This is a genomic window from Plantactinospora sp. WMMB334, assembly GCF_049179095.1.
Lineage (GTDB): Bacteria > Actinomycetota > Actinomycetes > Mycobacteriales > Micromonosporaceae > Plantactinospora.
On sequence record NZ_JBMHME010000002.1, the window covers coordinates 4,714,981 to 4,741,323 of the forward strand.

The window sequence follows — 26,343 nt, forward strand, 5'->3', positions numbered from 1 at the left end:
CTCATCGGGACCCGTCCCCGGACCCGACGGCCTCGGCGCGCAGCGCGTCGGCCACCTCCCAGGTGCGGTAGCGCGAGCCCTTCACCAGCACGACGTCGTCCGGCCGCAACTCGCGGCGCAGCGTCTCGACCGCCGCCGCCTGATCGGTAACCAGCACCGACTCTCCTCCCCAATGTGCCATCGCCACCGCGCCGTCGTGGATCGGCGCGGCCGGCTCACCGACCACGATCAGCCGGTCGATGCCCAACTCGGCCGCGAGCCGGCCGACCTGCTCGTGCCCGTCCCGTTCGAAATCGCCCAGCTCGGCCATGTAGCCGAGCACCGCGAAGGTGCGCCGCCGCGCCCCCATCCCGGCCAGCGCCCGCAGCGCCGCCGAGGTCGAGGCCGGGTTGGCGTTGTACGAGTCGTCGATCACCGTCACCCCGTCGGTGCGGTCGAAGACGTCCATCCGGCGGGTCGAGGGCAGGCCGAGCGCGCCGAGCGCCTCGGCGAGGGTGGCCAGCGGCATGCCGAGTTCCCGGGCCACCGCGGCGGCGGCGAGCGAGTTGCCGACCTGGTGCCGCCCGCTGATCCCGAGCCGGACCGCCGCCCGCCCCTCCGGGGTGACCAGGGTGTACGACGCCCGCCCCCGGTCGTCCAGGTCGACCTCCTCGGCCCGGATCTCGGCGTCGGCGGCCTCGCCCACCAGCACGGTTTGGGCGGCGGTGCGGGCCGCCATGGCGCGTACCCGGTCGTCGTCGGCGTTGAGCACCGCGAGCCCGTCGGCCGGCAGCCCTTCGACCAGTTCGCCCTTTGCCTGCGCGATCGCCTCCTGCGAGCCGAACTCGCCGATGTGCGAGACCCCGACGTTGAGCACCACGGCGATCCGGGGCGGCGCGAGCTCGCAGAGGTAGCGGATGTGTCCGATCCCCCGGGCGCCCTTCTCCAGCACCAGGAACCGGGTGTCGGCGTCGGCCTGCAACGCGGTGTACGGGTGCCCCAGCTCGTTGTTGAACGACCCCGGCGGCGCCACGGTGCGGCCGAGCCTGGTGGTGAGCTGTGCGACCAGGTCCTTGGTGGTGGTCTTGCCGGAGGATCCGGTCAGCCCGATCACGGTCAGCTCGGGAAGCCGGTCCAGCACCGCCCGGGCCAGTCGGCCCATCGCCGCGCGGGCGTCGTCGACCAGCACCATCGGCACCCCGTCGACGGCCCGGGAGCCGAGCACCGCGACCGCGCCGGCCTCGGCGACCGCCGCCGCCGCGAAGTCGTGGCCGTCCACCTTCTCACCGGGGAACGCCACGAAGAGCCCGCCGGGGCGCACCTTGCGGGAGTCGAACTCGACCGGGCCGGTGACCCGGGCCGCCGGGTCGGCACCGGCCAGCCGGCCGTCGACCGCGGTGGCCACCTCGGCCAGCGTGAGCGGGATCATCGGCGCCCCACCAGGTTGCCGAACCGGGCGGCGAGCGCGGCGGCCAGCTCGACCCGGTCGTCGAACGGATGTGTCCGGCCGGCGATCTCCTGGCCGCGCTCGTGCCCCTTGCCGAGCACCGCGACCACGTCACCGGGCTCGGCGAGCCGGACCGCCTCGTCGATCGCGGCCCGGCGTCCGGCCACCTCCACCACCCGGGCCACCCCGCCGCCGTGCTCCCCGCCGGCCTGCTCCGCCCCGCGCCGCACCTCGGCCCGGATCACCGCCGGGTCCTCGCTGCGCGGGTTGTCGTCGGTGACCACCACCAGGTCGGCACCGGCCGACGCGGCGGCACCCATCAACGACCGCTTGCCGTGGTCCCGGTCACCGCCGGAGCCGAGTACGCAGATCAGCCGGTTGCCGGCGGTGGTCAGGTCGCGCAGCGCGGTCAGCGCGGCGACGACCGCGTCCGGGGTGTGTGCGAAGTCGACCACCCCGCGCACCGGGCCGGGGGCCTCGACCAGCTCCAGCCGTCCGGGCACCCCGGGACAGGCGGCCACGCCGCTGGCCGCGACCGCCGGGTCGACCCCGGCACCGACCAGCGTGGCGATCGCCAGCAGGGCGTTGGCCACGTTGTGCCGGCCGGGCAGTGCCACCCCGGCCGGCACCGCCACGCCACCCGGCCCGTGCGCGGTGAAGGTCTGGGTGTAGCCGGAGTCGCGGACGTCGCCGGCCCACCAGATGGCGGCCGGGTCGCCCGCCGCCGAGTAGCTGACGGTGCCCGGCCTGCGGAGCGGCACCAGCGCCGGGTCGTCGTGGTTGAGCACCTCGACGTCGCAGCGGCCGTCGAAGAGTCGCGCCTTGGCGGCGAAGTAGTCGGCGACATCGGCGTGGAAGTCCAGGTGGTCGTGGCCGAAGTTGGTGTAGCCGCCGACGGTGAACCGGACCCCGCCGACCCGCCCCATCGCCAGGGCGTGGCTGGAGACCTCCATCGCCACCGCGGTGACGCCGCGCTCCCGGGCGGCGGCGAGCATGGCGTGCAGGTCGGTGGCTTCCGGGGTGGTCCGGACGCTGGCCACCACCAGGTCGCCGAGCCGGCACTCCACGGTGCCGATCAGCCCGGTGCGGTGGCCGGCGGCGCGCAGCCCCGACTCGATCAGGTAGGTGGTGCTGGTCTTGCCCGCGGTGCCGGTGATGCCGATGACCGTCAGCCCGGCGGTCGGGTCACCGTAAACGGCACCGGCCACCTCGCCGAGCACCGCGCGCGGATCCGCCACCACCAGGGCGGGCAGTCCGGCCTCGGCCGCTGCCGCGGCGCCGGCCGGGTCGGTCAACACCGCGACCGCGCCGGCCTGTGCCGCCGCGACCACGAACTCGGCACCGTGCCGGCGGGCGCCGGGGAGCGCCGCGTAGAGGTCGCCGGGGCGGACGTCGCCGCTGGCGTGGGTCACCCCGGTGACCGTCACCTCCCCGGCGGGAAGCGTCGGGTCGGCGGCGGTGACCGTCGGGTCGGCGGCATCCGGGTGCGTGTCGGCGGCGGCAACTCGCGCGGCGAGATCGGCGAGCCGGACCGGCGTCACGGCGCGGGGACGGGGATTGCCGGGCACGGCGTCAGACCCTACCCCGTCGCGGGGTCCGCCCCGCACAGCCGCCCCGGTGGTTTGCCCGCACCTCCCGATGATGTCCCGTTTCGGCTGCTCATCGCGGATAGACCACGAACTTCGGCGGCGCGGCGCCGGTCGCGGGCACCCGATAGTGACGGAGCACGTACTCCATCATCTCCTTGAAGGCCGGCGCGGAGACGTCCCCGCCCCCGCCCGACGGGGTGTACGCGAAGACCGCGACCACGTAACGCGGATCGTCGGCCTGGTCCATCCCGATGAACGAGGCGACCTCGCCGGGCGCGTAGCGGCCGTCCACCACCCGTGACCCGGTGCCGGTCTTGCCGGCGATCCGGTAACCGCTGATCGCCGCCTGGCTGGCGGTGCCGCCCTCGATCGTGACCGGCGCCTCCAGCAGGGTACGCAGCGCGGCGGCGGTCTCCGGGCGGAGCACCTGCCGGGTCTCCGGTGCCGGTACGGGCTTCCGCTTCCCGTCCGGGCCGATGATCTCGCGTACGAGGTGGGGCCGCACCCAGGTGCCGTCGTTGGCGATCGCCGCGTAGACGGCCGCCATCTGCAGCGGCGTGACGTCGACGCTGTGCCCGATCGGCACCGACCCGTACGACGAGCCGCTGTATTCGGACGGCTTCAGCACCCGCCCGGAGGCCTCGCCCGGCACTCCCTCTCCGGTCGGCCGGCCCAGCCCGAACCGGAGCTGGTAGTCGTGGAGTTTCTCCGTGCCGAGCCGGTCGGCGATCCGGATCGTGCCGACGTTGGAGGAGAAGCCGAGCATGCCGGCGACGCTCAGCTTCCGACCCTGGGCGTTGTGGGTGTCCCGGAAGACCTGGTCACCCTTGCGGATGCTGTACGGGGTCGGCCAGGCGGTCTCCGGGGTGATCACCCCCTCCTCCAGCCCGGCGCCGAAGACGATGGCCTTGTGTATCGACCCCGGGTCGACGACGAAGCTGGTGGCGGTGTCGTTGCGGTCGCTCGGGTCGTACCTGCCCCAGTCGGCCGCGTCGTAGGTCGGGTAGCTGGCCTGGCTGAGCACCTCGCCGGAGCGCACGTCGAGCACCACGGCCGCCCCGATGGTGCCGTTGACCTGCTCCATCCGCTTGGCGAGGATCCGCTGCACCATGTATTGCAGGTCCCGGTCGATGGTGAGCTGCAGCGAACTGCCGGGGCGGGCCTCGACGACCCTGCTGTGCCCGCCGGGAATCTCCGCGGCCAGGTCGCCGTTGCCGACCTCGTACTCCCGCTCGCCGTTGACCCCGCGCAGCAGCTCGTCGTAGCGGGCCTCGATCCCCTCCAGGCCGACCAGGTCCTGGCTGGTGAAGCCGATCAGGTTGGCGGCGAGGTCGCCGCCGGGGACCTCGCGCCGCTCGTCCCGCCCGGTGCCGATGCCGGCCAGGTTGAGTTCCATGATCTTCTCGGCGGTGTTGATCTCGACGCCGCGGGCCAGGTATTCGAACTGCGACGGGCGCCCGTCCGGCCGCTTCCGCTTCCGCATCTCGTCGGTCAGTTTCGAGGCCGGGATGCCGAGCAGCGGCGAGAGTGCCGCGGCGGTCGTGGCCGGATCCTCGACCTTCTCCGGGTCGGCGTAGACGTAGCGGGCCTCGACGCTCTGCGCCAGCGCCGCGCCGGAGCGGTCGTAGATGGCGCCCCGGGGCGCCGGCAGGACGACGGTGCGCAGCCGGTCGGCGACGCCGCCGCCCGCATACTCCGGTGCCTCCACCACCTGGAGCGCGACCAGCCGGATGCCGATGGTGGTGAACATGGCGAGCGCGATCAGCGTGCCGAGCCGCAGCCGCCGGTGCGCGTCGGCGAGCCGGGGTGGCCGGCGCGGTCGCCGGACCGGCCGCCGGGCGGGCGATCCGCCGCTCCGGCCCGCGCCCTCGGCCGGTCGCCGGGCAGGCTTTGCGACGTCGCCGCCGTCCCGGAGCGGGCGCGCCGTTATGGTGCGGCCGGCGCCGGTCGGGACGGCCCGCCGGGCGGTCCGGGCCCCTCCGGAACGACCGCCGTCGAGCACCTGCAACGCCGGCCGGAACGGGTCCGCCGACCGGCCGGTCCGGGGGGTACGCCGGCTCCGGGCGGCTGCGTCGGCGGCCCCGCCGGCCACCCCGGTCGTACGCCGGAGCCCGGGATCGTCCCGCACCGTGCGGCCGCGCGGGGTGTACGCCCGGGCGTCGGAGATGCCGCCGAGGCCGGAACCGGAGCGGGGCGACTGGCCGGAACCACCGCGGCCGCCCTGTCCGCCGCCGGACCGGCCGGCGGTCCCGGAACGGCCGGCCTGGCCGGAGCCGCGATCACCGGAGTCCCGGCCGGCACGCGACGAGCCGCGCCGGGACACCGAAGCGTCCCGGCGCGGCTCGTCGGACCGCGAGGTCACCGGATCATCCCCCGGTGCCCTGCTGGCTGGTGATCGCCGGCTCACCGCCGGCCGGCTGTGGCACTCCGATCACCCGGCCGTCCGGCAGCCGGATGAAGGCCGGCGACCCCGAGTCGACCAGACCCAGCTTGCGGGCCCGGGCCGCCAGGTTGCCCGGCACCTCCGCCTCGGCGATCTTCTGCTCCAGCTCCTGCTGCTGGATGTTCAACGTGGACTGCTGCTGCTGCAGCCGCTCCAGCCGGAACGCGTTCTCGTTGACCTTGCTGTTGACCACCAGGATGCCGAGCATCCCGCCGACCACCAGCACCAGGATCAGCGCCGCGAAGGAGACCCTCGGCCGGGCCACCGGCAGTGGTGGCGCCGCCCGGAGCCGCGTGCGCCGGGCCGGAGCCGCCGGCTCCGGTGCACCCTCCGGCCGCTCGTCGGAGCTGTCCCAGACCCGCAGGCCCCGGGCGGACTCCGCCGGCTCCTCCCAGTCCTGCTCGCGCAGGGCGGCACTGCCCTGCGTCGGATACCGTCGCGCCCCCCGGACGCGGGACTCCGGCGCCGGGTTCGACCGGTCGCCATCCACCCGCCGCGCCCGCTGCACCGTGGTCCGGCCCCCCGACCGCGGTGCGCGCTGCTGCGCGCCGCGCGTCGCGTCGGGCTGTTCCCGGCGCTCGCGCTTGTTGACGTTCATCTTCCCTCCCCCTGTACCGTCGTGCCGCCGCCGTCGGTTGCCGGCTGCGGCGTATTCCGTGGTACTCCACCGGATCCACCCGATGCCCCCGCACCGGGCGGATCCGTCACCCCGACGGCTCGGCCGGGCCGTTCGCGGACGGCCCGCCGCTCCGTCGTCGTGCTCGTACCGCCGTCGGGTCCGATCCGCTCCGCCGCCCGCAGCCGCACCGAGGCGGCCCTCGGGTTGGCACCGACCTCCGCCTCGCCCGGCAGCTCAGCTCCCCTGCTGAGCAGCCGCAGCGTCGGTCCGGTCCCGGGCAGTTCGACCGGCAGGTCGACCGGCCCGGTGCTGCGGGAGCGGCTGGCGAACACCTGCTTGGTGATCCGGTCCTCCAGCGAGTGGTAGGACAGCACCACCACGCGGCCGCCCTCGGACAGCGCGTCCAGGGCGGCCGGCAGCGCCGTTTCCAGCGCCGCCAGCTCTCGGTTTACCTCGATCCGTAAAGCCTGAAACGTCCTCTTGGCCGGATGTCCCCCGGTACGCCGGGCTGGTGCCGGTATGGCCTCCCTGACCAGCTCGGCGAGCCGGGCCGACGAGGTGAGCCGGGAGCGTTCCCGTTCCCGGACGATCGCCGAGGCGATCCGCCCGGCGAACCGCTCCTCGCCGTAGACCCGGAGCACCCGGGCCAGCTCGCCGTGCGAGTAGGTGTTGACCACCTCCTCGGCGGTCGTGCCGGCGGACTGGTCCATCCGCATGTCCAGCGGCGCGTCCTGGGCGTAGGCGAACCCGCGGTCGGGCGCGTCGAGTTGGAGCGAGGAGACGCCGAGGTCGAAGAGGATGCCGTCCACCTGGTCGTGACCGAGCCGCGCCAGCACCTCGGGCAGCTCGTCGTAGACCGCGTGCACCAGGTGCGTCCGGTCGGCGTACCGGTCGAGTCGGGCCCGTGCGTGGGCCAGCGCCTCGGTGTCCCGGTCGAGTCCGACCAGGACGGTACGCGGATGCGCGGCGAGCACCGCCTCGGCGTGCCCGGCCAGCCCGAGGGTGGCGTCCACGTACACGGTCGGCCGGTCGGCCCGGTCCAGCGCGGGGGCGAGCAGCTCGAGACATCGCTCAAGCAGCACCGGCACGTGCGTACCGCGTAGCTCCCCCATGTCGACCCCCAGTGACCGCTGTCCCGTCCGGACGTGCCCGGTGTTTCTCGCTCGTCATACCGCCAGATCCCCATCCGCTCTGCCCCCCGGGCCGACCTTCGGACCGTCGGAGGATCGCGCCTGGCACCGGGGAAGAGGCGCCAGGAACCTGGAGCGGGTGGAGATCTCGCAGTACGTCGGGCGTTGGCACGCGCCGCCCTACAGTCCGCCCGGCAGCACCCCCTCCTCGATGTCGGCGAAGTCCTCTTCGCTCTCCGCGAGGTAGGTCTCCCAGGACCGCTTGTCCCAGATCTCCACCCGGGTGCTCGCGCCGATCACCACCAGCTCCCTGTCCAACGCCGCGTATTCCCGCAGGTGGATCGGGATGGTCACCCGACCCTGCTTGTCCGGGATCTCGTCGTGGGCACTGGCGAAGAAGACCCGGCCGTAGGCCCGGGCCGCCTTGTGCGTCATCGGCTGCTCGCGCAACTGCCCGGCGATGCGCTGGAACTCGGGCATCGGGAAGACGTAGAGGCAGCGCTCCTGCCCTTTGGTGATCACGACACCTCCCGCCAGCTCATCCCGGAACTTGGCCGGAAGGATCAGCCGGCCCTTCTCGTCCAGGCGCGGGGTGTGCGTGCCGAGAAACACCGGCCCAACCCCCTCGCCCTTCCAGCGGCGTTCGCGGCGCCGCTGCCCCCCGGGCCGGCGGGCCCTCCTGGCCCCCCATCGCGCCCCACTCTACTCCACTTCCCTCCACCCGCAACCGGAATCGCCCGGAAAGACCGACTGTCTCCCGGGTGAATCCGCACGTCAGAGCGGGTGGTCGTCGGTGGAGGGAAACGGGGACCCCGGCGCCCGGGTCCGTTATCCGACAGCGGTACGCCGGAAGTCGGCCACCAGGAAATAAGCGTGTATTTCCGACTCATCGGGCGCTGTAACCGGCCCGAATCATGGGGGCGGGGAGGGAAGTGGAGGAAAAATTCGCGGCGCCGCCGGGCGCCTCGGCCGCACCGGGTCGCGGACGGCAACGGGCCGGACGACAGCGGGTTCAGCCCGGTCCCGGCCACCGGGCCGCGATCTCCAGGGCGGCGCGGACCGGATCGCCGCCCCACCGGCTGGGGAAGGCGTCCGCGACCACCCAGCCGGCCCGGACGAGCGCACCGTGCCGGGCGATGTGTGCCACCGGGCCGGCCGGGTGCACGGCACAGCTCAGCCCGATCGCCGCCGCACCCGCACCGACGCAGAGATCCACGGTCCAGCGCCCGACCGGGTAGCGGCGGCGCACCGGTAGCCCCAGCCGGGTCAGCTCCGCCGCCAGCGCGGCCGGCCAGCCGACCGGCTCCGCCCCGACCGCCTCACCCGGACCGACGGCGGACGAACCGATGGCGGGCGGGTCGGCGGCGAACAGACCGACGGCGGACGCGTCGGCAGCGAACGGACCGACGGCCGGCGCGTCGGCAGCGAACGGACCGACGGCCGGCGCGTCGGCAGCGAACGAACCGACGGCCGGCGCGTCGGCGGCGGACGTACCGGAGACAGGCGGACCGGCGGCGGACGGAGTCGGGACGGTCACCGGCTCACCGCGCGGGCCCGGCGGCGAGCCGGCGTGCCGCAGGTAGTCGCCGATCAGGCCGTTCGGCTCCGGTTGCGAGGTCAGCACCACCATCCGGCGCCGCGCCCGGGTCACCATCACGTTGAACAGATTCGGATCGGTAATGAAGCGCAACCGTCCGGCGGGAACCGGGTCGGTCACCGCCAGCGACACCACCACGGTCTCCGCCTCGCTGCCCTGGAACGAGTGGACCGTGCCGACCCGCAGCCCGAGACGCTCGATCTCGGTCACCGGGAACGCCGCGACCAGCGCCGCCTCCAGGGCGTCGGCCTGGGCCCGGAACGGGGTGATCACGCCGATCCCGGTCCGGCCCGCCTCGGCCAGCCGGCGTACCTCGGCGACGGCCGCCGCGATCTCGGCCCGGTTCACCCCCGCCTCGGTCCTGGCGGCCGGCACCGGCACGACGTCGATCACGTCCGCCGTCTCGTTGCCGGGGTGGCGGGTGGCGACCGCGATCCGGTCGCCGTAGAAGCGGTGCGCCGAGAACTCGATCAGGTGCGGCGCGCACCGGTAGTGCTCGTCGAGCCAGGTGACCGGGGCGGCGCCGGCGGCCAGGTCGAAGGCGCTGACCCGACGGACGTCCACCCGGTTGTCCAGGCCGTGCCGGTCCAGGGTCGCCGCCACGTCGACGTCGGCGACGAACGAGACGAACCGGAGCTGCCGCGGATCGCCGACCACCAGCGCCCGCCGGGCCCGGGCCAGGGCGGGCGCCGCCCGGATCTGGTCGGTGTGCGACGCCTCGTCCATGATCACCAGGTCGAAGAGCCCGGCGATCGGGGGCAGCAGGTCCTCGACGTCGGTGACCGTGCCGACCCAGAGCGGCAGGGCGCGGACCAGGGACTCCCCGCTCAGCTCGGCGAGGAGTTCGCGCCGCCGGTTGCGGCCCGCCCGCAGCGCCCCGCCCAGCGCGGCGGCGCTGCGGCGACCGGCGGAGTCCCAGCGGTCCGGGCCACGGCTACGGTGCCGCATCGCGCTGCCCAACGCCGCCGACCACCGCTGCCGGGCCTGTGCCAGCTCGGTCCAGAACGGAGCCGTGTCGGCGCCGCCGACCGTCGCCAACCGGGCCGCCGCGACCTCCGCCCGGGCCGCCGCGATCGCCGCCTCGATCCGGTCCAGCGGCACCGTGGCTGCGGCGCCGAGCCGGCGCCGCAGCCGGCGGCCGGGCGGCCCCGGCAGCAGCCGGCGCCACCGGGCGCCGGCCGAGGCCCGGAGCCGGCCGGCGGCCCGGGCCGCCCAGGCCAGGTCGGCACCGGGCTCGAAGGCACCCGGTACGTCGAGGCGGAGCCCGCCGATCACCGGTGCCCAGTGCCGGACGGACCCGGCCAGCATCTCCAGGTCGAGCAGCTCGGTGAGGTGCCCCGTCACCCGCTCGACCGTGGCGGCCGCCTCGGCGACGGCGGCCCGGTCGGCGTCCAGGGTCGCCGCCGTCACCTCCGGTTCGGTGCCGAGCGGTTCGGCGCCGAGTTCGAGGGAGGCGGCGAGCGCGGCCCGGCGCTCCGCGTCGCCGAAGAGCACCGGCCGCGGCCCCGGATAGCGTTCCAGCAACTCGCCGAGCACGTCGGCGGCGTGCGTGGACTGGGTGACCACCAGGACGCTTCCGCCCCGGTCGACCACGTCCAGCGCGGCGGCCACCACCGCGTGGCTCTTGCCGTTGCCCGGCGGACCGGAGACCACGGTCACCGGCTGCCGCCGGACCCGGCGTACCACCTCGGCCTGCGCCTCGTTGAGCGGCAGCGGCGAGTCGACCGGCTCGGCGGCACCGGCAGGGTCGGTGGAGTCGTTCCGGCCGTCCGGGCTGCCGGTGCCGTAGAGCACGGCCAGGGCGGTGGAGTCGACCTCCGGGTGGGCCGCCCAGGCACGCAGCCGGTCACCGAGGGCCACCCCGGCGACGTCGCGCACCCCGAAGAGCACCGCCGAGACGTAGAGCACCGGCGCGCGGGCCGGAAAGCTCGCCCGACCGGTACGCCGGGTCCGGTCGACCTCGCGTACCGGCAGGCCGGCCGCCGTGGCGACGGTGCGCAACCACGCCTCGGCACCCGTACTCGCCAGCCAGTCGGGCGCGCCGAGACCCGGCGCCGCCTCCAGCCGGGCGGCCAGGTCCCGCTCCTCGACCAGCGGCGTGACCTCCAGGTCGCCCGCCGGGACGACCCGGTATCCGCGCAGGGTCCGCTCCAGCCGGACCGGCTCGTGCAGCAGCGGCACCCGCACCTTCCGGGTGCCGCCCTCCGTCTCGACCACCCCGCCGACGAGTCCCCAGCCACGGCGTAGCGTCCGCTCGTCGCGGTGCAGCAGGTCGGCCGCTGCCAGCCGGTCCACCTCACGGGACCGGCGGCAGGAACGCGGGTCGGCCAGCCAGATCAGCGGCTGGCCGGGACGGGTGACGTCGAGGATCCGCTCGGGGGCGGCCGGCGCGAGGTCGGCGAGGGCCCGCAGCACGGTGGCGACGGAGGGGCTCATCGGCCGCCGAGCGTAGCAACACCGCTGCCACCCGCTACCCGGACGGAACGCGGGCCCGCACCGGTACTTCGTGCGACGGTCGCCACCCCGGCGCCGTCCGGTAACCTCGCTCGCGTGACGGACGGGAAGATGCCTCTCCGGGCAAAGGTGGCCAGTTCGGTGTCGCGCACCGCCGCGGCCCTCTCCCGGGCGGCCGGGCGGGGTGACGGCTCGGTGATCGGCGGGTGGATCGGTCTCAAGATCGATCCGGACCTCCTGGCCCACCTGGCGTCGGGCCGGGCCATCGCGCTCATTTCCGGGACCAACGGCAAGACGACCACCACCCGGCTGACCGCGGCGGCGGTGGGCGTACTCGGCCGGGTGGCGACCAACTCGTTCGGGGCGAACATGCCCACCGGACACACCTCGGCGCTGGCCAAGGCCGGCACCACCCCGTACGCGGTGCTCGAGGTCGACGAGCACTATCTGGCCCAGGTGCTGGAGTCCACCGAGCCCCGGGTGGTGGCGCTGCTCAACCTCTCCCGCGACCAGCTCGACCGGGCCAAGGAAGTGGCGATGATGGCCCAGCTCTGGCGGGCCGCACTGGTCCGGCATCCCTCGGTGCGGGTGGTCGCCAACGCCGACGACCCGATGGTGGTCTGGGCGGCGATGCCGCCACCGGACCGCAGCCCGCAGGTGGCGTCGCCGGTGGTGACCTGGTTCAGCGCCGGGCAGCGCTGGCACGACGACTCGTGGGTCTGCCCCGAGTGCGGCGCCCCGATCGAGCGGATGGCGGACCAGTGGTGGTGCACCGGCTGCCCGCTGCGCCGGCCGGAGCCACAGTGGGTGGTCGAGGACGACGGCGTGGTCGACCCGGCCGGCGACTGGCACAAGATCGTGCTGCAGCTACCCGGCCGGGTCAACCTCGGCAACGCGGCGACCGCGCTGGCCGTCGCCGCCGAGTTCGGCGTACGCCCGACCGACGCGGTCTCCCGGCTCGGCGGGGTCGCCTCGGTCGCCGGCCGGTACGCCCAGGTGGTCAGGGACGGCCGCACCATCCGGCTGCTGCTGGCGAAGAACCCGGCGAGCTGGCTGGAGGCGTTCGACATGGCCGACGAGGCGCCGACACTGCTGTCGATCAACGCGCGGGACCCGGACGGCCTGGACACCTCGTGGCTCTTCGACGTGGACTTCTCCCCGCTACGCGGCCGCCAGGTGCTGATCACCGGCGACCGGGCGTACGACCTCGCCGTCCGGTTGGACGTCAACGACGTGCCGTTCCAGCACGTGCGGACCTTTACCGAAGCGATCACGGTCGTCCCGCCGGGACGGCTCGAGGTCATCGCCAACTACACGGCGTTCCAGGACATCCGAGCGGAGTTGGACCGTGTCAACTGATCCCGCCTACCGCATGCCCGGCCCGACCGGCGGGGAGAGCAACCTGCGCATCGTCTGGATCTTCCCGGACCTGCTCTCCACCTACGGCGACCGGGGAAACCTGCTGATCCTGGCCCGCCGGGCCCAGCAGCGCGGGATGCCGGTGGAGATCCTCGAGATCCGCTCCGACCAGCCGCTGCCGGTCTCGGCCGACATCTACCTGCTCGGCGGCGGCGAGGACGGCCCGCAGGCGCTGGGCGCGCAGCGGCTGATCGCGGACGGCGGGCTGCGCCGGGCCGCCGACCAGGGATCGGTGATCTTCGCGGTCTGCGCCGGCTACCAGTTGCTGGGCGGCTCGTTCTTCGCCAAGGGCACCAAGTGCGCCGGCCTGGACCTGCTCGACCTGCACTCCGACCGGGGGCCGAGCCGGGCCGTCGGCGAACTCGCCGGCGACATCGACCCCCGGCTGGGGCTGCCGCCGCTGAGCGGCTTCGAGAACCACGGCGGCCGGACCCACCTCGGCGCCGGGGTCTCCCCGCTGGCCCGGGTCAGCAGCGGGGTCGGCAACGACGGCAGCACCGAGGGGGCGTGGCGGGGCAAGCTGCTCGGGACGTATTCACACGGTCCGGCGCTGGCCCGCAACCCCGCACTGGCGGACCTGCTGCTGCGCTGGGCGATCGGGGTGCAGCAGTTGCCGCCGCTGGACGACACCTGGTCGGACCGGCTCCGGCACGAACGCAGCGCGGCCCTGGCCGCCGCCCGGCAGTGATCGCCGCCCGGCAGTGATCGGCCGCGTCCGGCGCCTGCTGTGGCGGCCGTCGGTCGCGCGGTTCACCGTACTGCTCCTGCTGCTCGGCCTCTGCGGGCTGGGCCTGCTGCTGCTTCCCCGCCCGGACGTGGCCGAGCTGCCCCGGCTCGCCGACGGGCTCGGCCCGCTGGCCCCGGTGGCGGCGATCGGCGTCGGCGCGCTGCTGCTGGTGGCGCTGGTGCCCCGGACCGCGATAACGGTCGCCTGGGGCGCCATCTTCGGACCGCTCTCCGGTGCCGGCTACACGCTGGCCGCCGCGCTGCTCGCCGCCGGTGCCGGGTTCGCGGTCGGCCGGCTGCTCGGCCGCGAGTTCGTGGCGGAGCGGGTACGCGGCCGGCTCGCCCGGCTCGACCGCTGGTTCGCCCGGCAGAGCCTGCTCGGGGTGATCACCGTCCGACTGATCCCGCTCGGCGGGTTCGGGCTGATCAGCTACGGCTATGGCACCACCGGCGCCCGGCTGGGACCGTTCCTGCTGGGCAGCGTCCTGGCCGCGACCCCGTCCGCGTTCGGGTACGCCGCGGTGGGTGCGGCGGTGGTCTCCCCGACCGGGATCAACTGGCTGGCGGTCAGCCCCGGCGCTCTCGGGCTGGTCGCCACCGCCGTGCTGGCGGCCCGCTGGTGGCGGGCGGAACGGGTCGGCGCGGCCTGAATCGACGTGACCGCCACCTTCGGGCGACACGGGTCGAGACGGTGGGGCGCGGGCAGGTGTGATTTGAGGGTATTTACGTCATAAGTAGCGATCGGCGATACGCTGGGGTGGCCGCCCGAGCAGACGCCGGGGCAGTCGCACACCGGAGTTCAGCGAGGTGACCGGGTGAAGTCGTACGCCGAGACGGCCGGCGCGGTGGAGACCGCCGACACCGCCGTGGTACGCGGCCCGAACGCGGTCGTCGTGCGGCTCTCCGTCAACGGCACCCTCCGCAGCCTCCTGGTCGAGCCCAGGGTCAGCCTGCTGGACGCGCTCCGGGACCGGCTCGACCTCACCGGCAGCAAGAAGGGCTGCAACCAGGGCGCCTGCGGCGCCTGCACGGTCTGGGTCGACAAGCGGCGGGTGCTGGCCTGCCTCACCCTCGCCATCGCCTGCGAGACCCGCGAGGTGACCACGATCGAGGGACTCGCCGAGGACGGGACGCCGCATCCGATGCAACAGGCGTTCGTGCACCAGGACGCCTTCCAGTGCGGATACTGCACCCCCGGTCAGATCATGTCGGCGGTGGCGTTCCTGGCCGAGGGGCACGCCGCCGACGACGCCGACATCCGGGAGTGGATGAGCGGCAACCTCTGCCGCTGCGGGGCGTACCCGAACATCCGGGCCGCGATCCGGCAGGTCCGGGACGAGGCCCGGAGCGGAGGACCGGATGCGGCCGCTTAGCTACTCCCGGGTGGCGGACGTCGCCACCGCGATCGGCACCGTCACCGCCGACCCGGAGAGCACCTTCCTGGCCGGCGGCACCAACGAGGTCGACCTGCAACGCGTCTACGTGGCCCGGTCCCGCCGGCTGGTCGACATCAACGACCTTCCGCTACGCCAGGTCGACGAACTCCCCGGCGGTGGGGTACGGATCGGCGCCGTCGCCCGGATGAGCGACGTGGCCCAGGCCCTGCCGGTCCGGCGCCGGTTCCCGATGATCACCCAGGCCCTGCTCTCGGGCGCCTCCCCGCAGTTGCGCAACATGGCGTCGATCGGCGGCAACCTGATGCAGCGGACCCGCTGCGGCTACTTCCGGGACGTGGCAGCGCCGTGCAACAAGCGTGAGCCGGGCACCGGCTGCACCGCGCTGACCGGCGTCAACCGGGGCCACGCCGTCCTCGGCACCAGCCCGCACTGCATCGCCACCCACCCGTCGGACCTGGCCGTCGCCCTGGTCGCGCTGGACGCCGTGGTGCTCACCCAGGGGCCACGCGGGCACGGCCAGCTCCTCGCCGACGACTTCTTCCTGCTCCCCGGCGACAGTCCCGACCGCGAGCACGCGATCGCACACGGCGAACTGGTGGTCGCCGTCGAGGTCCCGCCGCTGCCGATGGCCAGTACGTCCATCTATCTGAAGGTGCGGGAGCGGGAGTCGTACGAGTTCGCGCTCGCCTCGGCGGCGGTCGCCGTCGCGCTCGACGCCGGAGTGATCACCGACGTACGGCTGGCGCTCGGTGGCGTCGCGACCAAGCCCTGGCGGGCCCGGCGGGCCGAGTCGGTGCTGGTCGGCGCCCCGGCAACCGTCGAGACGTTCCGGGCGGCGGCCGACGCGGAGCTGGCCGGCGCGGTCCCGCACGGGATGAACGAATACAAGATCGAGCTGGCCCGGCGCACCCTTGTCCGGGCGCTGCGGACGGTCACCGGCGACGCCCGCATGGTCAGCGACGACGGGAACCCACCATGAGCGGAGCAGCATCGTGAGTCCGGTACTCGGCGCCGCCGTCGAACGGGTGGACGGCCTGGCGAAGACCACCGGCACCGCCCGGTACTCCGGCGAACTGAACCTGCCGAACCTCGCCCACGCGGTGCTGGTCGGTGCCCGGGTGCCGAGCGGCCGGATCATCGGGATCGACTGCCGCCGGGCCAGCGTCGCCGACGGCGTGCACGCGGTGCTGACCCATCTCGACCTGCCCCGGGTGGCAGTCCGGCCGAGGCTCTTTCCGGGACTGTTCGGGCTGGTGGCGCACGGGCAGAGCTTCTTCCCGATGCAGGACGACGTGGTGCACTACGCCGGCCAGCCGGTGGCGATGGTGGTCGCCGACACGATCGAGCGGGCCGAGCACGCGGCCACCCTGGTCGAGGTCAGCTATGCCGAGACGCCCTCGGTGACCCTGCTCGACCAGGCACGCGACCAGGCGTACGAGCCGGAGAAGATCTTCGGCGGGATGCTGCCGGGGCGCGGCCCCACCCGGGGCGACCCGGAGGCCGGGCTGCGGGACGCGGCGGTCAGGCTCGACGCCACATACCGGTACGCGCCCAACCACCACAACCCGATCGAGCCCTCCACCACCACCGCCGTCTGGGACGACCGCGACCGGCTGACCCTCTACGACGCGACCCAGGGCCCGACCGCGACCCAGCTCTCGGTCGCCGAACTCCTCGGGCTCGCGCCGACCAGGATCCGCGTGGTCAGCCACTTCGTCGGCGGCAGCTTCGGCGCGAAGGCGCTGATCTGGGCGCACCCCACCCTGGCCGCGCTCGCCGCCCGGCAGGTCGGCCGGCCGGTCCGGCTGGTGCTGAGCCGCGACCAGATGTTCCACTCCTGCGGACACCGGGAGGAGCAGGAGCAGGAGATCAGCCTCGGCACCGACCCCGACGGCAACCTGCTGGCGCTGCGGCACGACAAACTCTCGCTGACCTCGCACTACGACGACTGGGCCGAGCCCTCCCTGGAAACCCCGGCCGTGCTCTACGCCAGCCCCAGCTACGCCGGCGGCTACCGGCTGGTCCGGGGCAACACCATCAGCCCGACCTTCACCCGCGCCCCGGGCGCGGCCACCGGGATGTTCGGGCTGGAGTCGGCGATGGACGAGCTCGCCTGCGAGCTGGGAGTCGACCCGCTGCAACTGCGGCTGCGCAACCACGCCGACGTCGATCCGAGCAGCGGCAACCCGTGGTCGAGCAAGGGGCTCAAGGAGTGCTACCAGCGCGGCGCCGAGTTGTTCGGGTGGGCAGGGCGCGACCCCCGACCCGGGCAGCGGCGGGACGGTGACTGGCTGATCGGCACCGGCATGGCCAGCGCCGCCTACCCGATCGCCGCACCGATGAACCCGCAGCGGGCCCGGGCCCGGCTCTACCGCGACGGCAGCGCCGTCGTCGAGGCCGGCATCGCCGAGTTCGGCACCGGCGCACCCACCGCGATGACCCAGGTCGCGGCGGACGCCCTCGGACTGCCCTTCGACCGGGTACGGTTCGTCGGCGGCAGCAGCGACCTGCCGAACATCGCCGCGGCGGTCGGCTCGGCCGGGGCCAGCTCGACCAGTTCCGCCGTACACCTCGCCTGCACCGCGCTGCGCGACCAGCTCGTGGCCCAGGCGGTGGCCGACGCCGGATCGCCGCTGCACGGCGCCGACCCGGACGGGATCGTCGTCCGCGACGGCCGGATGTGCCGGCGGGACTCCCCGGAGGTCGGCGAGAGCTACGTCGAGCTGCTCCAGCGCAACCACCTGCCGGACGTCGAGACGCTCGGCAGCTGGCAGCCGCCCCCACCGGACGGCGGCGGGTACGGCCTGCACACCTTCGGTGCCCAGTTCGCCGAGGTGGCCGTCGACGCCGACCTCGGGCTGGTCCGGCTACGCCGGCTGGTCGGCGTCTTCGCGCCGGGCCGGGTCCTCAACCGGCGGACCACGCACAGCCAGCTCCTCGGCGGGATGATCTGGGGGCTGGGCCAGGCGCTGCTGGAGGCGACCCGGATGGACCCGCACACCGGGCGGTGGGCGAACGCCAGCCTCGCCGACTACCTGGTGCCGGTGAACGCGGACGCCCCGGACATCGTCGTCGACACCATCGAGGTCGCCGACCCGGTCGTCAACCCGCTGGGAGTGAAGGGGGTCGGCGAGATCGGGGTGGTCGGCACCGCCGCCGCGATCGCCAACGCCGTGCACCACGCCACCGGCCGCCGGATCCGCGACCTCCCGATCACCGTCGAAGCACTGCTGTAGTGCAAGGAAGGGCCCCTTCTTATCGTTTTCAGTTGTAGAAGGGCCCCCTCCTAACACCGCGCTCCGCTCAGGCGACGACGCTGACCATCCGGCCGGGGATCACGATCACCTTTCGGGGTTCGCGGCCGGCCAGCTGGTCGGCGACCGCCGCCAGCGCCGCCGCCCGGACCGCCGGCTCGGCCGCCTCCGCCGGCACCTCCACCCGGCCCCGGACCTTGCCGTTGACCTGCACCGGGTACGTCACCGTCTCGGCGACCAGCAGGCTCGGGTCGGCCTCCGGGAAGGGTTCGTACGCCAGCGACCCGGTGTGCCCCAGCCGCGCCCACAGCTCCTCCGCCAGGTGCGGGGCGAACGGCGACAGCATCAGCAGCAGCGGCTCGGCCACCTCGCGCGGGGTCGCCGCCAGCCGGGTCAGCCCGTTGGTCAGCTCGATCAGCTTGGCGATCGCGGTGTTCAGCCGGATGCCGTCCAGGTCGGCGCGGACCCCGTCCACGATCCGGTGCAGCAGCCGGCGGGTCTCCTCGTCGGCCGGCGCGTCCGTGACCCGCAGCTCGCCGGTCTGCTCGTCGACGATCGTCCGCCAGACCCGTTGCAGGAACCGGTAGGCCCCGACCACTGCCCGGGTCTCCCAGGGCCGGGAGACGTCCAGCGGGCCCATCGACATCTCGTAGACCCGGAACGTGTCGGCGCCGTACGCCTCGCACATCTCGTCCGGGGTCACCACGTTCCGCAGCGACTTGCCCATCTTGCCGTAGACCCGGGTGACCTGCTGGTCGCCGAGGTAGTAACGGCCGTCGACCTCCTCCACCTCGGCGGCCTCGACGTAGCCACCCCGGTCGTTCTGGAAGGCGTACGCCTGGATCATGCCCTGGTTGTACAGCCGCCGGTACGGCTCGAAGGAGGAGACATGGCCCAGGTCGAACAGGACCTTGTGCCAGAAGCGGGCGTACAGCAGGTGCAGCACGGCGTGCTCCTGGCCGCCGACGTACAGGTCGACGCCGCCGCAGTCGCCCGGCGCCTGCGGGCCCATCCAGTAGCGCTCGTTGGCCGGGTCGACGAAGCGGTCGGTGTTGGTCGGGTCCAGGTAGCGCAGCTCGTACCAGCAGGAGCCGGCCCACTGCGGCATCACGTTGGTCTCCCGGGTGTAGCGTCTCGGCCCGTCGCCCAGGTCCAGCTCGACCTCGACCCAGTCCTTGCGCCGGGACAGCGGCGTCTCCGGCTCGGAGTCGGCGTCGTCCGGGTCGAAGGTGCGCGGCGCGAAGTCGTCCACCTCGGGCAGTTCGACCGGCAGCATCGACTCGGGCAGCGCGGCCGGGTTGCCCTGCTCGTCGTAGACGATCGGGAACGGCTCGCCCCAGTAGCGCTGCCGGCTGAACAGCCAGTCCCGCAGCCGGTAGGTGACCGCGCCGGAGCCGTGCCCGTGCGCCTCCAGCCACTCGACGATCCTGGCCTTGGCGTCGGCGACGGTCAGCCCGTCCAGGTCCGGGCCGCCCGCCGGCGCGGCGCTGTTGATCGCCGGACCCTCACCGGGGTACGCCCTGCCGTCGAAGCCCTCCGGCGGCTGCACGGTGCGGACGATCGGCAGGTCGAAGACCTCGGCGAACTCCCAGTCCCGCTCGTCCTGCCCGGGGACGGCCATGATCGCACCGGTGCCGTAGCCGGCCAGCACGTAGTCGGCGACGAAGATCGGGATCTGCGCGCCGTTCACCGGGTTGGTGGCGTACGCCCCGACGAAGACGCCGGTCTTCTCCCGGTTCTCCGCCTGCCGCTCGACGTCGGTCTTTGCCGAGGCCGCCGTCCGGTAGGTCGCCACCGCGGCCCGGGGGGTCGGCTGCCCGCCGGTCCAGACCTCCTTCGTCCCCGCCGGCCAGGCGTCGCCGACCAGCGCCTCGACCAGCGGATGCTCCGGCGCCAGCACCAGGTAGGTGGCGCCGAAGACGGTGTCCGGCCGGGTGGTGAAGACCCGGATCGGCGCGGCGGCGGTCGGGAACTCGATGTGCGCGCCGGTCGACCGGCCGATCCAGTTCCGCTGCTGCAGCTTGATCGGCTCGGGCCAGTCCAGCGCCTCCAGGTCCTCGATCAGCCGGTCGGCGTACGCGGTGATCCGCATCATCCACTGCTTCAGGCTGCGCTTGAAGACCGGGAAGTTGCCCCGGTCGGAGCGGCCGTCCGGGGTGACCTCCTCGTTCGCCAGCACCGTGCCCAGCCCCGGGCACCAGTTGACCGGCGCCTCGGAGACGTACGCCAGCCGGTGGTCGTCGACGATCCGGCGCCGCTCGTCCGCGGACAGCCCGGCCCAGGGGCGGCCGTCCGGGGTGGGCCGGGTGCCGGCCTCGAACTCGCCGACCAGCTCCGCGATCGGCCGGGCCCGTCGGGCGGAGGTGTCGTACCAGGAGTTGAAGACCTGCAGGAAGATCCACTGCGTCCAGCGGTAGTAGGCGGTGTCGATCGTCGCCACCGAGCGCCGGTCGTCGTGCCCCAGCCCCAGCCGGCGCAGTTGTGACCGGTAGTAGCCGATGTTCGCCTCGGTGGTGGTCCGCGGGTGGGTGCCGGTCTGCACCGCGTACTGCTCGGCGGGCAGCCCGAAGGCGTCGAAGCCCATGGTGTGCAGCACGTTGCGCCCGGCCATCCGCTGGTAGCGGGCGTAGCAGTCGGTGCCGATGTAGCCCAGCGGATGCCCGACGTGCAGCCCCGCCCCCGACGGGTAGGGGAACATGTCCAGCACGAACAGCTTCTCGGCGTCCGCCCGGGGGTGGCCGGGGTCGGCCAGCGGGCCGGTCGGGTTCGGCGCCCGGAAGGTGCCCCGCTCGGCCCACCGGTCCTGCCAGCGGATCTCGATCTCGCCGGCCAGCTCGGCGGTGTACCGGAACGGCGGGATGTCCGCCGCCGGCTCCGCTGCCTCGGTCGTCATGTCGTCCTCTCCTCGCTACGTCCGTCGTCGCTCGCCCTGGTCGACCGGGCTGGCTGGGCATCAGGATTCGGGTTCGTGGGCCGGGTCCGTTCTCCGGGCACAAAAAAGCCCCTCACACAGGAGGGGTAGCCGTGCTGTCGCTCTCTGTCGCGTCAGCACGGCTCGCTAAGGAGCAGGTGGACCCGTGACATGCGCTCATCGTACCCCGGCCCCGCTCGGCCCGTCGCACCCGTATGCCCGGGGAGGATCCGACCTCCGGGCACCCGGGTGTGCTCGGGTGTGCTCGGCTCCGCCGAGGAATACGGTTAGCCTGAAGTGATGCGGGTGATCCGGTTACTCCGGACGGACGTACTCTCCCGCGAACCATCGGACCACCCCAGCGACTCTTACAAGCGGTGGCCGTGACCGACGAGGAGGAGGCCCGTGACTTCACAGACCTGGGACGAGCTGGGTGGGACGCTGCCGAGCGACCAGTTCCGCGCCGCCAGCGACGCGATCGTGGCCAACATCGAGGAGGTCATCGAGGGCAAGACGGCCACGGTCCGGCTGGCGCTCGCCGTCCTGCTGGCCGAGGGTCACCTGCTGATCGAGGACGTGCCGGGCGTCGGCAAGACCAAGCTGGCCAAGGCGCTCGCCCGGTCGATCGACTGTTCGGTCCGGCGCATCCAGTTCACCCCCGACCTGCTGCCCAGTGACGTGACCGGGGTCAGCGTCTACAACCAGGAGACCCACGACTTCGAGTTCCGCCCCGGGGCGGTCTTCGCCAACCTGGTGGTCGGCGACGAGATCAACCGGGCCTCCCCGAAGACCCAGTCCGCGCTGCTGGAGTGCATGGAGGAGCGGCAGGTCACCGTCGATGGCGTCACCTACGAGCTACAGACGCCGTTCATGGTCATCGCCACCCAGAACCCGATCGAGATGGAGGGGACCTATCCGCTGCCGGAGGCGCAGCGCGACCGGTTCACCGCCCGGATCGCGATGGGTTACCCCGACTCCGGCGCCGAGCTGGCCATGCTGGACGTGCACGGCGGCCGGGACCCGCTCCAGGAGCTCCGCCCGGTCTCCGACGCCGCCACCGTGCGCAAGCTGATCGCCACGGTACGCGACGTGCACGTCGCCGACGCGGTCAAGCAGTACGCCGTCGACCTGGTCACCGCCACCCGGGAAGCCCCCGACCTGCGGCTCGGCGCCTCCCCCCGGGCCACCCTGCAACTGCTGCGCACCGCCCGGGCGGTGGCCGCCCTGGAGGGGCGCGACTACGTGCTCCCCGACGACCTGCAGGCGCTCGCCGTGCCGGTGCTCGCGCACCGGGTGCTCTCCACCGCCGACGCGCAGCTCTCCCGGCGCACCACCGACGCGATCATCTCCGAGCTGGTGCACCGGCTGCCGTTGCCGCACGAGCGGCAGCGCTCGCCGTACGACACCCGGCCCTCCTCCGGCGACGGCACCGGACGCTCCGAGTACGAGCCGCGGAGGCGGTGACGGTGCGCGAGGCGCTGCAGGGGCTCACCACCCGGGGGCGGTCCTTCCTGGCCGCCGCCGTGGCGGCGGCGATCTCCGCGCTGATCCTCGGCGAGAAGGACCTGCTCCGGGTGGCGGTCCTGCTCGGCGTCCTGCCGCTGCTCGCCGCGCTCTACGTCGGGCGCAGCCGCTACAAGCTCGCCTGCAGCCGCTCGCTGGAGCCGCACCGGGTGCCGGTCGGGGCGAGTTCCCGGGTGGTGCTCCGGTTACAGAACATGTCCCGGCTCCCCACCGGGACTCTGCTGCTGGAGGACCGGCTGCCGTACGCCCTCGGCAGCCGTCCCCGGGTGGTGCTGGAACGGCTCGGCGCGCACCAGGCCAGCTCGGTGGCGTACACGGTCCGGGCCGACGTGCGCGGCCGCTACGAGGTCGGCCCGCTGGTGATCCGGCTGACCGACCCGTTCGGGCTCTGCGAGCTGACCCGGGCCTTCCCCAGCGTCGACCCGCTCACCGTCATCCCCCAGGTCACCCCGCTCCCCTCGGTCCGGGTGGCCGGCGAGTACGCGGGCACCGGGGAGAGCCGGGCCCGGTCGGTGGCGGTGCACGGCGAGGACGACGCGGCGACCCGGGAATACCGCCGCGGCGACGACCTGCGCCGGGTGCACTGGAAGTCGACCGCCCGCACCGGCGAGCTGATGGTGCGCCGCGAGGAGCAGCCCTGGGAGAGCCGGGCCACGGTGGTGCTGGACACCCGGGCGTTCGCGCACCGGGGCGAGGGGCCGACCGCGAGCTTCGAGTGGGCGGTCTCGGCGGTGGCCAGCATCGCCGTGCACCTGCGGCAGGCCGGCTACAAGCTGCGGCTGGTCAGCGACTCCGGCATCGACGCGAACGCCAACGACGCCGGCGGCGAGGGGCTGCTGCTGGACTACCTCGCCGACGTCCGGCTCAGCCAGCGCGGCGACGTGGCGACGCTCGTCGAGCGGGTCCGGCAGCGCTCCGACGGCGGGCTCGTCATCGCCCTGCTCGGCACGCTCACCGCCGCCGAGGCGGACCTGCTGGCCGGGCTGCGCGGCAACGGCGTGACCTGCATCGCCTTCCTGGTGGACAGTTCGACCTGGCTCAACCTCACCCCACAGGCCAGGGAGGAGGCGAACCGCGCCCACGGCGCCGCGGCGCTCGGGCTGATGCAGAGCGGCTGGCGGGTGGTCGGGGTCGAGCACGGCAGCAAGCTGCCGGCGCTCTGGCCGCAGGCCGCCCGGGGCTCGCAGGGTTTCGCCTGGCGGGCCGCGCTCGCCGAGACGGTCGCCGGCGGGGTGCGGTGACCAAGGACGGAGAGGACCGATGAGGGGACGCCGACACCTGGGATTCGTGGCGGCCGCCGCCACCCTGCTCGCCGCCGCCCCGATGTCCACCATCTACGACCGGTGGACCTGGCTGGTGCAGTGCGCGGTCGTCGTCGGCCTGGTCGCCGGCGCGGCCACCCTGGCCAGGTGGTGGCGGGCACCGGTCTGGGCCCAGGCGCTCGCCATGGCCACGGCACTGCTGTTCGGGCTGACCTGGATCTTCCCGAGCGGGCAGGAACTGATGGCGCTGCTGCCCACGCCGGCCACCCTCACCCACTTCGCCTCGCTGCTGGCCAGCTCGGGCGAGGACATGCGGGCGTACGGGGTGCCGGTGGAGGATCTCGACTCGCTGCTCTTCCTCACCGCGCTCGGCGTCGGTGGGGTGGCGGTCGTGGTGGACGTGCTCACCGTCGGGATGCGCCGCCCCGCCCTGGCCGGGCTGCCGATGCTGGCGATCTACTCGGTGCCGGTGGCGGTGCACGTCGACAGCGTCTCGGCGGTGCCGTTCGTGATCGGGGCCGCCGGCTTCCTCTGGCTGCTCGCCGCCGACAACGTCGACCGGGTCCGCCACTTCGGGCGCCGATTCACCGGCGACGGCCGGGACGTGGATGTCTGGGAGCCGTCGCCGCTGGCCGCCGCCGGCCGCCGGTTGGCGGTCATCGGGGTCGCGGTCGCCGTACTGCTGCCGCTGGCCGTACCGGGGATGACCTCGGGACTGCTCAGCCAGTTCGGCAGCGGTGGCAGCGGCGACGGCAGCGGCCGGCCCGGCGCGGGCGGCTCGCCGGGCAGGGTCAACCTCTTCGCCCAGCTCAGCGGCGAGCTGAATCGCTCCGAGCAGCGCGACATGGTCAAGGTGACGACGAACGACCCGGACCCGTTCTATCTGCGCTTCGCGGTCGCCGACGACTTCGAGCGCACCGGCTTCGGGCCGCGTTCCCCGGAGGGGACGCCGGTGACCCAGGGACTGCCGGTCCCCCGCGAGCTGAGCCGGAGCGAGGACCGGGGGATCAGCCGGACCCAGTACGAGGCCCAGGTCGAGATCGTCGACTTCGTCATGCCGTTCCTGCCGGTCTACACCGCGCCGGTGACCACCCGCGGCATCGACGGGAACTGGCGCTACGACCCGACCATGCAGGTCGTCTACTCGGAGCGGGCGTCGTCGCGGGGCCGGAACTACTCCTTCGACTTCGTCCGGTCGGAATACACCCCGGCCGCGCTCGCGGCGGCGCCGACCCTGGCGCCGGAGCACGCGTTCCGGAAGCTCTACACGACGGTCGAGCCGGTGCGGGAGGTCGAGGAACTCGTCGAGCGGCTGACCGCCGGCAAGCGCAACGACTACGAGCGGGTCCGGGCCATCTACGACCACTTCTCCCGGAAGAACGGCTTCAGCTACGCCCTCAACACCGAGGGTGGGACCAGTGGGCAGGACATCGTCAACTTCCTCACCAACAAGGTCGGCTTCTGCCAGCAGTACGCCGCCGCGATGACCTGGCTGGTCCGCGAGGCCGGTGTCCCGGCCCGGGTGGCCTTCGGCTTCACCAGCGCCAACCGGTCCGGCAACACCTACACGTTGACCAACAACAACCTGCACGCCTGGACCGAGGTCTACTTCACCGGGGTCGGCTGGGTGCCGTTCGACGCCACCCCGGCGGCCAGCGTCACCGGCTCGGTCCGGTCCGGCTGGGCGCCGGATCCGGACGCGCCGGAGGAGAGCGCGACCACCCCGACGACGCCGGGCGGCCAGGGCGCCGACCCGTCGGCCGGGCCGGAATCGCCGGACGGCTCGGATCGCGAACTCGATGAGGCCTTCGACGGCGGTGCCGGGATCGCTCCGGCGGGCGGCCCGCGGTGGCCGCTCTGGGTGCTCGCCGGTGCCGTGCTGCTGGTGCTGCTGCTCGCCGTCCCCGCCCTCCGGCGGGTGCTGCTGCGCCGCCGCCGGCAGACCCGGGCCGCCGCCGCGGCCAGCACCCTGGCGTCGGTGGCGGCGGACGGGAGCGCGGCGCCCGGGGTGGCCCGGGTGATGCTCAGCGACTCCGAGCTCGCCCGGGCCCGGGCCGACGCGCACGCCGCCTGGGACGAACTGGTCGACACCCTTGTCGACTTCCGGGTCACGGTGGATCCGGCGGAGACGCCCCGGGCCACCGCCGAACGGCTGGCCCGGGAGGACCTGTCCGCGAGCAACGCCGAGGAGGCGGTACGCCTGCTCGCCCGCGCCGAGGAGCGGGCCCGGTACGCCCGGGAGCCGCTGCGGCACGGTCCGCTCGGCGACGCCCTCCGCTCGGTACGCCGGGCGCTGCGCGCCGGAGCCGATCGGCGTACCCGGCTGGTGGCGTCGACCCTGCCGCCCTCGGTGCTGCTCCGCTGGCGCTTGGCGGTCATGGATGCCTCGGCCGGCTTCGTCGGGCTGAGCGGCCGGTTCCGCGAGCGGATGCTGCGGTTCAGCCCCCGGCGCGTCCTGGCCGGCCGCCCGTCCCGCTGAACGGGTGGACAGACGGACCCGCCCTCGCGACCTGCGGGGCCGGGTCCCTCCGTCTTGCCACTGACCGGGGACGGTCCTTGCCACTGACCGGGACGCGGGAAGCCGGCAACCCG

The 26,343-nt window shown here is 74.0% G+C and carries 17 protein-coding genes; 9 read left to right on the forward strand and 8 right to left on the reverse strand.

What is annotated here, in order from left to right; all coding sequences use genetic code 11:
- Position 1 precedes the first annotated feature (1 nt).
- The 7 genes from ACN27G_RS20045 to ACN27G_RS20075 form a co-directional block, all read right to left on the reverse strand.
- Positions 2–1,408 carry a UDP-N-acetylmuramoyl-tripeptide--D-alanyl-D-alanine ligase gene (locus tag ACN27G_RS20045; protein ID WP_421494312.1) on the reverse strand — a complete coding sequence of 469 codons (1,407 nt, stop codon included), beginning with the start codon at positions 1,406–1,408 and terminating at the stop codon, positions 2–4.
- Positions 1,405–3,033 (reverse strand): UDP-N-acetylmuramoyl-L-alanyl-D-glutamate--2,6-diaminopimelate ligase, encoded by a 1,629-nt coding sequence (locus tag ACN27G_RS20050; protein ID WP_421494313.1) that lies wholly within the window; start codon positions 3,031–3,033, stop codon positions 1,405–1,407. Before ACN27G_RS20050 ends, ACN27G_RS20045 begins: the two co-directional genes overlap by 4 nt.
- A 52-nt stretch (positions 3,034–3,085) precedes the next feature.
- Positions 3,086–5,377, reverse strand: coding sequence for a peptidoglycan D,D-transpeptidase FtsI family protein (locus ACN27G_RS20055; RefSeq protein ID WP_421494314.1), 2,292 nt, complete (start codon positions 5,375–5,377; stop codon positions 3,086–3,088).
- Between the two features lie 4 nt (positions 5,378–5,381).
- The gene (locus ACN27G_RS20060) at positions 5,382–6,056 is read right to left on the reverse strand and encodes a hypothetical protein (protein WP_421494315.1); all 675 of its coding nucleotides are present in this window, start codon (positions 6,054–6,056) and stop codon (positions 5,382–5,384) included.
- Positions 6,053–7,189 (reverse strand): 16S rRNA (cytosine(1402)-N(4))-methyltransferase RsmH, encoded by a 1,137-nt coding sequence (rsmH, locus tag ACN27G_RS20065; protein ID WP_421494316.1) that lies wholly within the window; start codon positions 7,187–7,189, stop codon positions 6,053–6,055. Before rsmH ends, ACN27G_RS20060 begins: the two co-directional genes overlap by 4 nt.
- 198 nt (positions 7,190–7,387) lie before the next feature.
- Positions 7,388–7,819 carry a division/cell wall cluster transcriptional repressor MraZ gene (gene mraZ / locus ACN27G_RS20070; protein ID WP_421494317.1) on the reverse strand — a complete coding sequence of 144 codons (432 nt, stop codon included), beginning with the start codon at positions 7,817–7,819 and terminating at the stop codon, positions 7,388–7,390.
- Between the two features lie 400 nt (positions 7,820–8,219).
- Positions 8,220–11,240, reverse strand: coding sequence for an AAA domain-containing protein (locus ACN27G_RS20075; protein WP_421494318.1), 3,021 nt, complete (start codon positions 11,238–11,240; stop codon positions 8,220–8,222).
- A gap of 129 nt (positions 11,241–11,369) precedes the next feature.
- Between ACN27G_RS20075 and ACN27G_RS20080 the strand changes: the two genes are divergently transcribed.
- The 6 genes from ACN27G_RS20080 to ACN27G_RS20105 all read left to right on the forward strand — a co-directional run bounded on the left by ACN27G_RS20080 (position 11,370) and on the right by ACN27G_RS20105 (position 18,036).
- On the forward strand, positions 11,370–12,617 hold the full coding sequence (locus ACN27G_RS20080; RefSeq protein ID WP_421497395.1) for a MurT ligase domain-containing protein: 1,248 nt from the start codon (positions 11,370–11,372) through the stop codon (positions 12,615–12,617).
- Positions 12,618–12,630: 13 nt separating this feature from the next.
- Positions 12,631–13,365 (forward strand): type 1 glutamine amidotransferase, encoded by a 735-nt coding sequence (locus ACN27G_RS20085; RefSeq protein WP_421497396.1) that lies wholly within the window; start codon positions 12,631–12,633, stop codon positions 13,363–13,365.
- Between the two features lie 13 nt (positions 13,366–13,378).
- Positions 13,379–14,053, forward strand: coding sequence for a TVP38/TMEM64 family protein (locus ACN27G_RS20090; RefSeq protein ID WP_421494319.1), 675 nt, complete (start codon positions 13,379–13,381; stop codon positions 14,051–14,053).
- 216 nt (positions 14,054–14,269) lie between these two features.
- Positions 14,270–14,776, forward strand: a complete 507-nt coding sequence (locus tag ACN27G_RS20095) for a (2Fe-2S)-binding protein (protein WP_421497397.1) — start codon at positions 14,270–14,272, stop codon at positions 14,774–14,776.
- The gene (locus tag ACN27G_RS20100) at positions 14,763–15,779 is read left to right on the forward strand and encodes an FAD binding domain-containing protein (RefSeq protein WP_421494320.1); all 1,017 of its coding nucleotides are present in this window, start codon (positions 14,763–14,765) and stop codon (positions 15,777–15,779) included. The genes ACN27G_RS20095 and ACN27G_RS20100 overlap by 14 nt, the downstream gene beginning before the upstream one ends.
- A 13-nt stretch (positions 15,780–15,792) precedes the next feature.
- Complete coding sequence (locus ACN27G_RS20105; RefSeq protein WP_421494321.1) at positions 15,793–18,036, forward strand: xanthine dehydrogenase family protein molybdopterin-binding subunit; 2,244 nt, start codon at positions 15,793–15,795, stop codon at positions 18,034–18,036.
- A 67-nt stretch (positions 18,037–18,103) separates the two neighbouring features.
- Here the strand turns inward: ACN27G_RS20105 and leuS are convergent, their stop codons facing one another.
- The gene (gene leuS / locus ACN27G_RS20110; protein WP_421494322.1) at positions 18,104–20,947 is read right to left on the reverse strand and encodes a leucine--tRNA ligase; all 2,844 of its coding nucleotides are present in this window, start codon (positions 20,945–20,947) and stop codon (positions 18,104–18,106) included.
- 423 nt (positions 20,948–21,370) lie between these two features.
- Between leuS and ACN27G_RS20115 the strand changes: the two genes are divergently transcribed.
- Genes ACN27G_RS20115 through ACN27G_RS20125 form a run of 3 tightly spaced genes read left to right on the forward strand, consistent with a single transcriptional unit; the run spans position 21,371 to position 26,230 of the window.
- Positions 21,371–22,429, forward strand: a complete 1,059-nt coding sequence (locus ACN27G_RS20115; protein ID WP_421494323.1) for an AAA family ATPase — start codon at positions 21,371–21,373, stop codon at positions 22,427–22,429.
- 2 nt (positions 22,430–22,431) lie between these two features.
- Complete coding sequence (locus ACN27G_RS20120) at positions 22,432–23,730, forward strand: DUF58 domain-containing protein (protein ID WP_421494324.1); 1,299 nt, start codon at positions 22,432–22,434, stop codon at positions 23,728–23,730.
- A gap of 19 nt (positions 23,731–23,749) precedes the next feature.
- Entirely contained in the window at positions 23,750–26,230 is a 2,481-nt protein-coding gene (locus ACN27G_RS20125) for a transglutaminase TgpA family protein (RefSeq protein WP_421494325.1), read from the forward strand.
- The last annotated feature ends 113 nt before the right edge of the window (positions 26,231–26,343 follow it).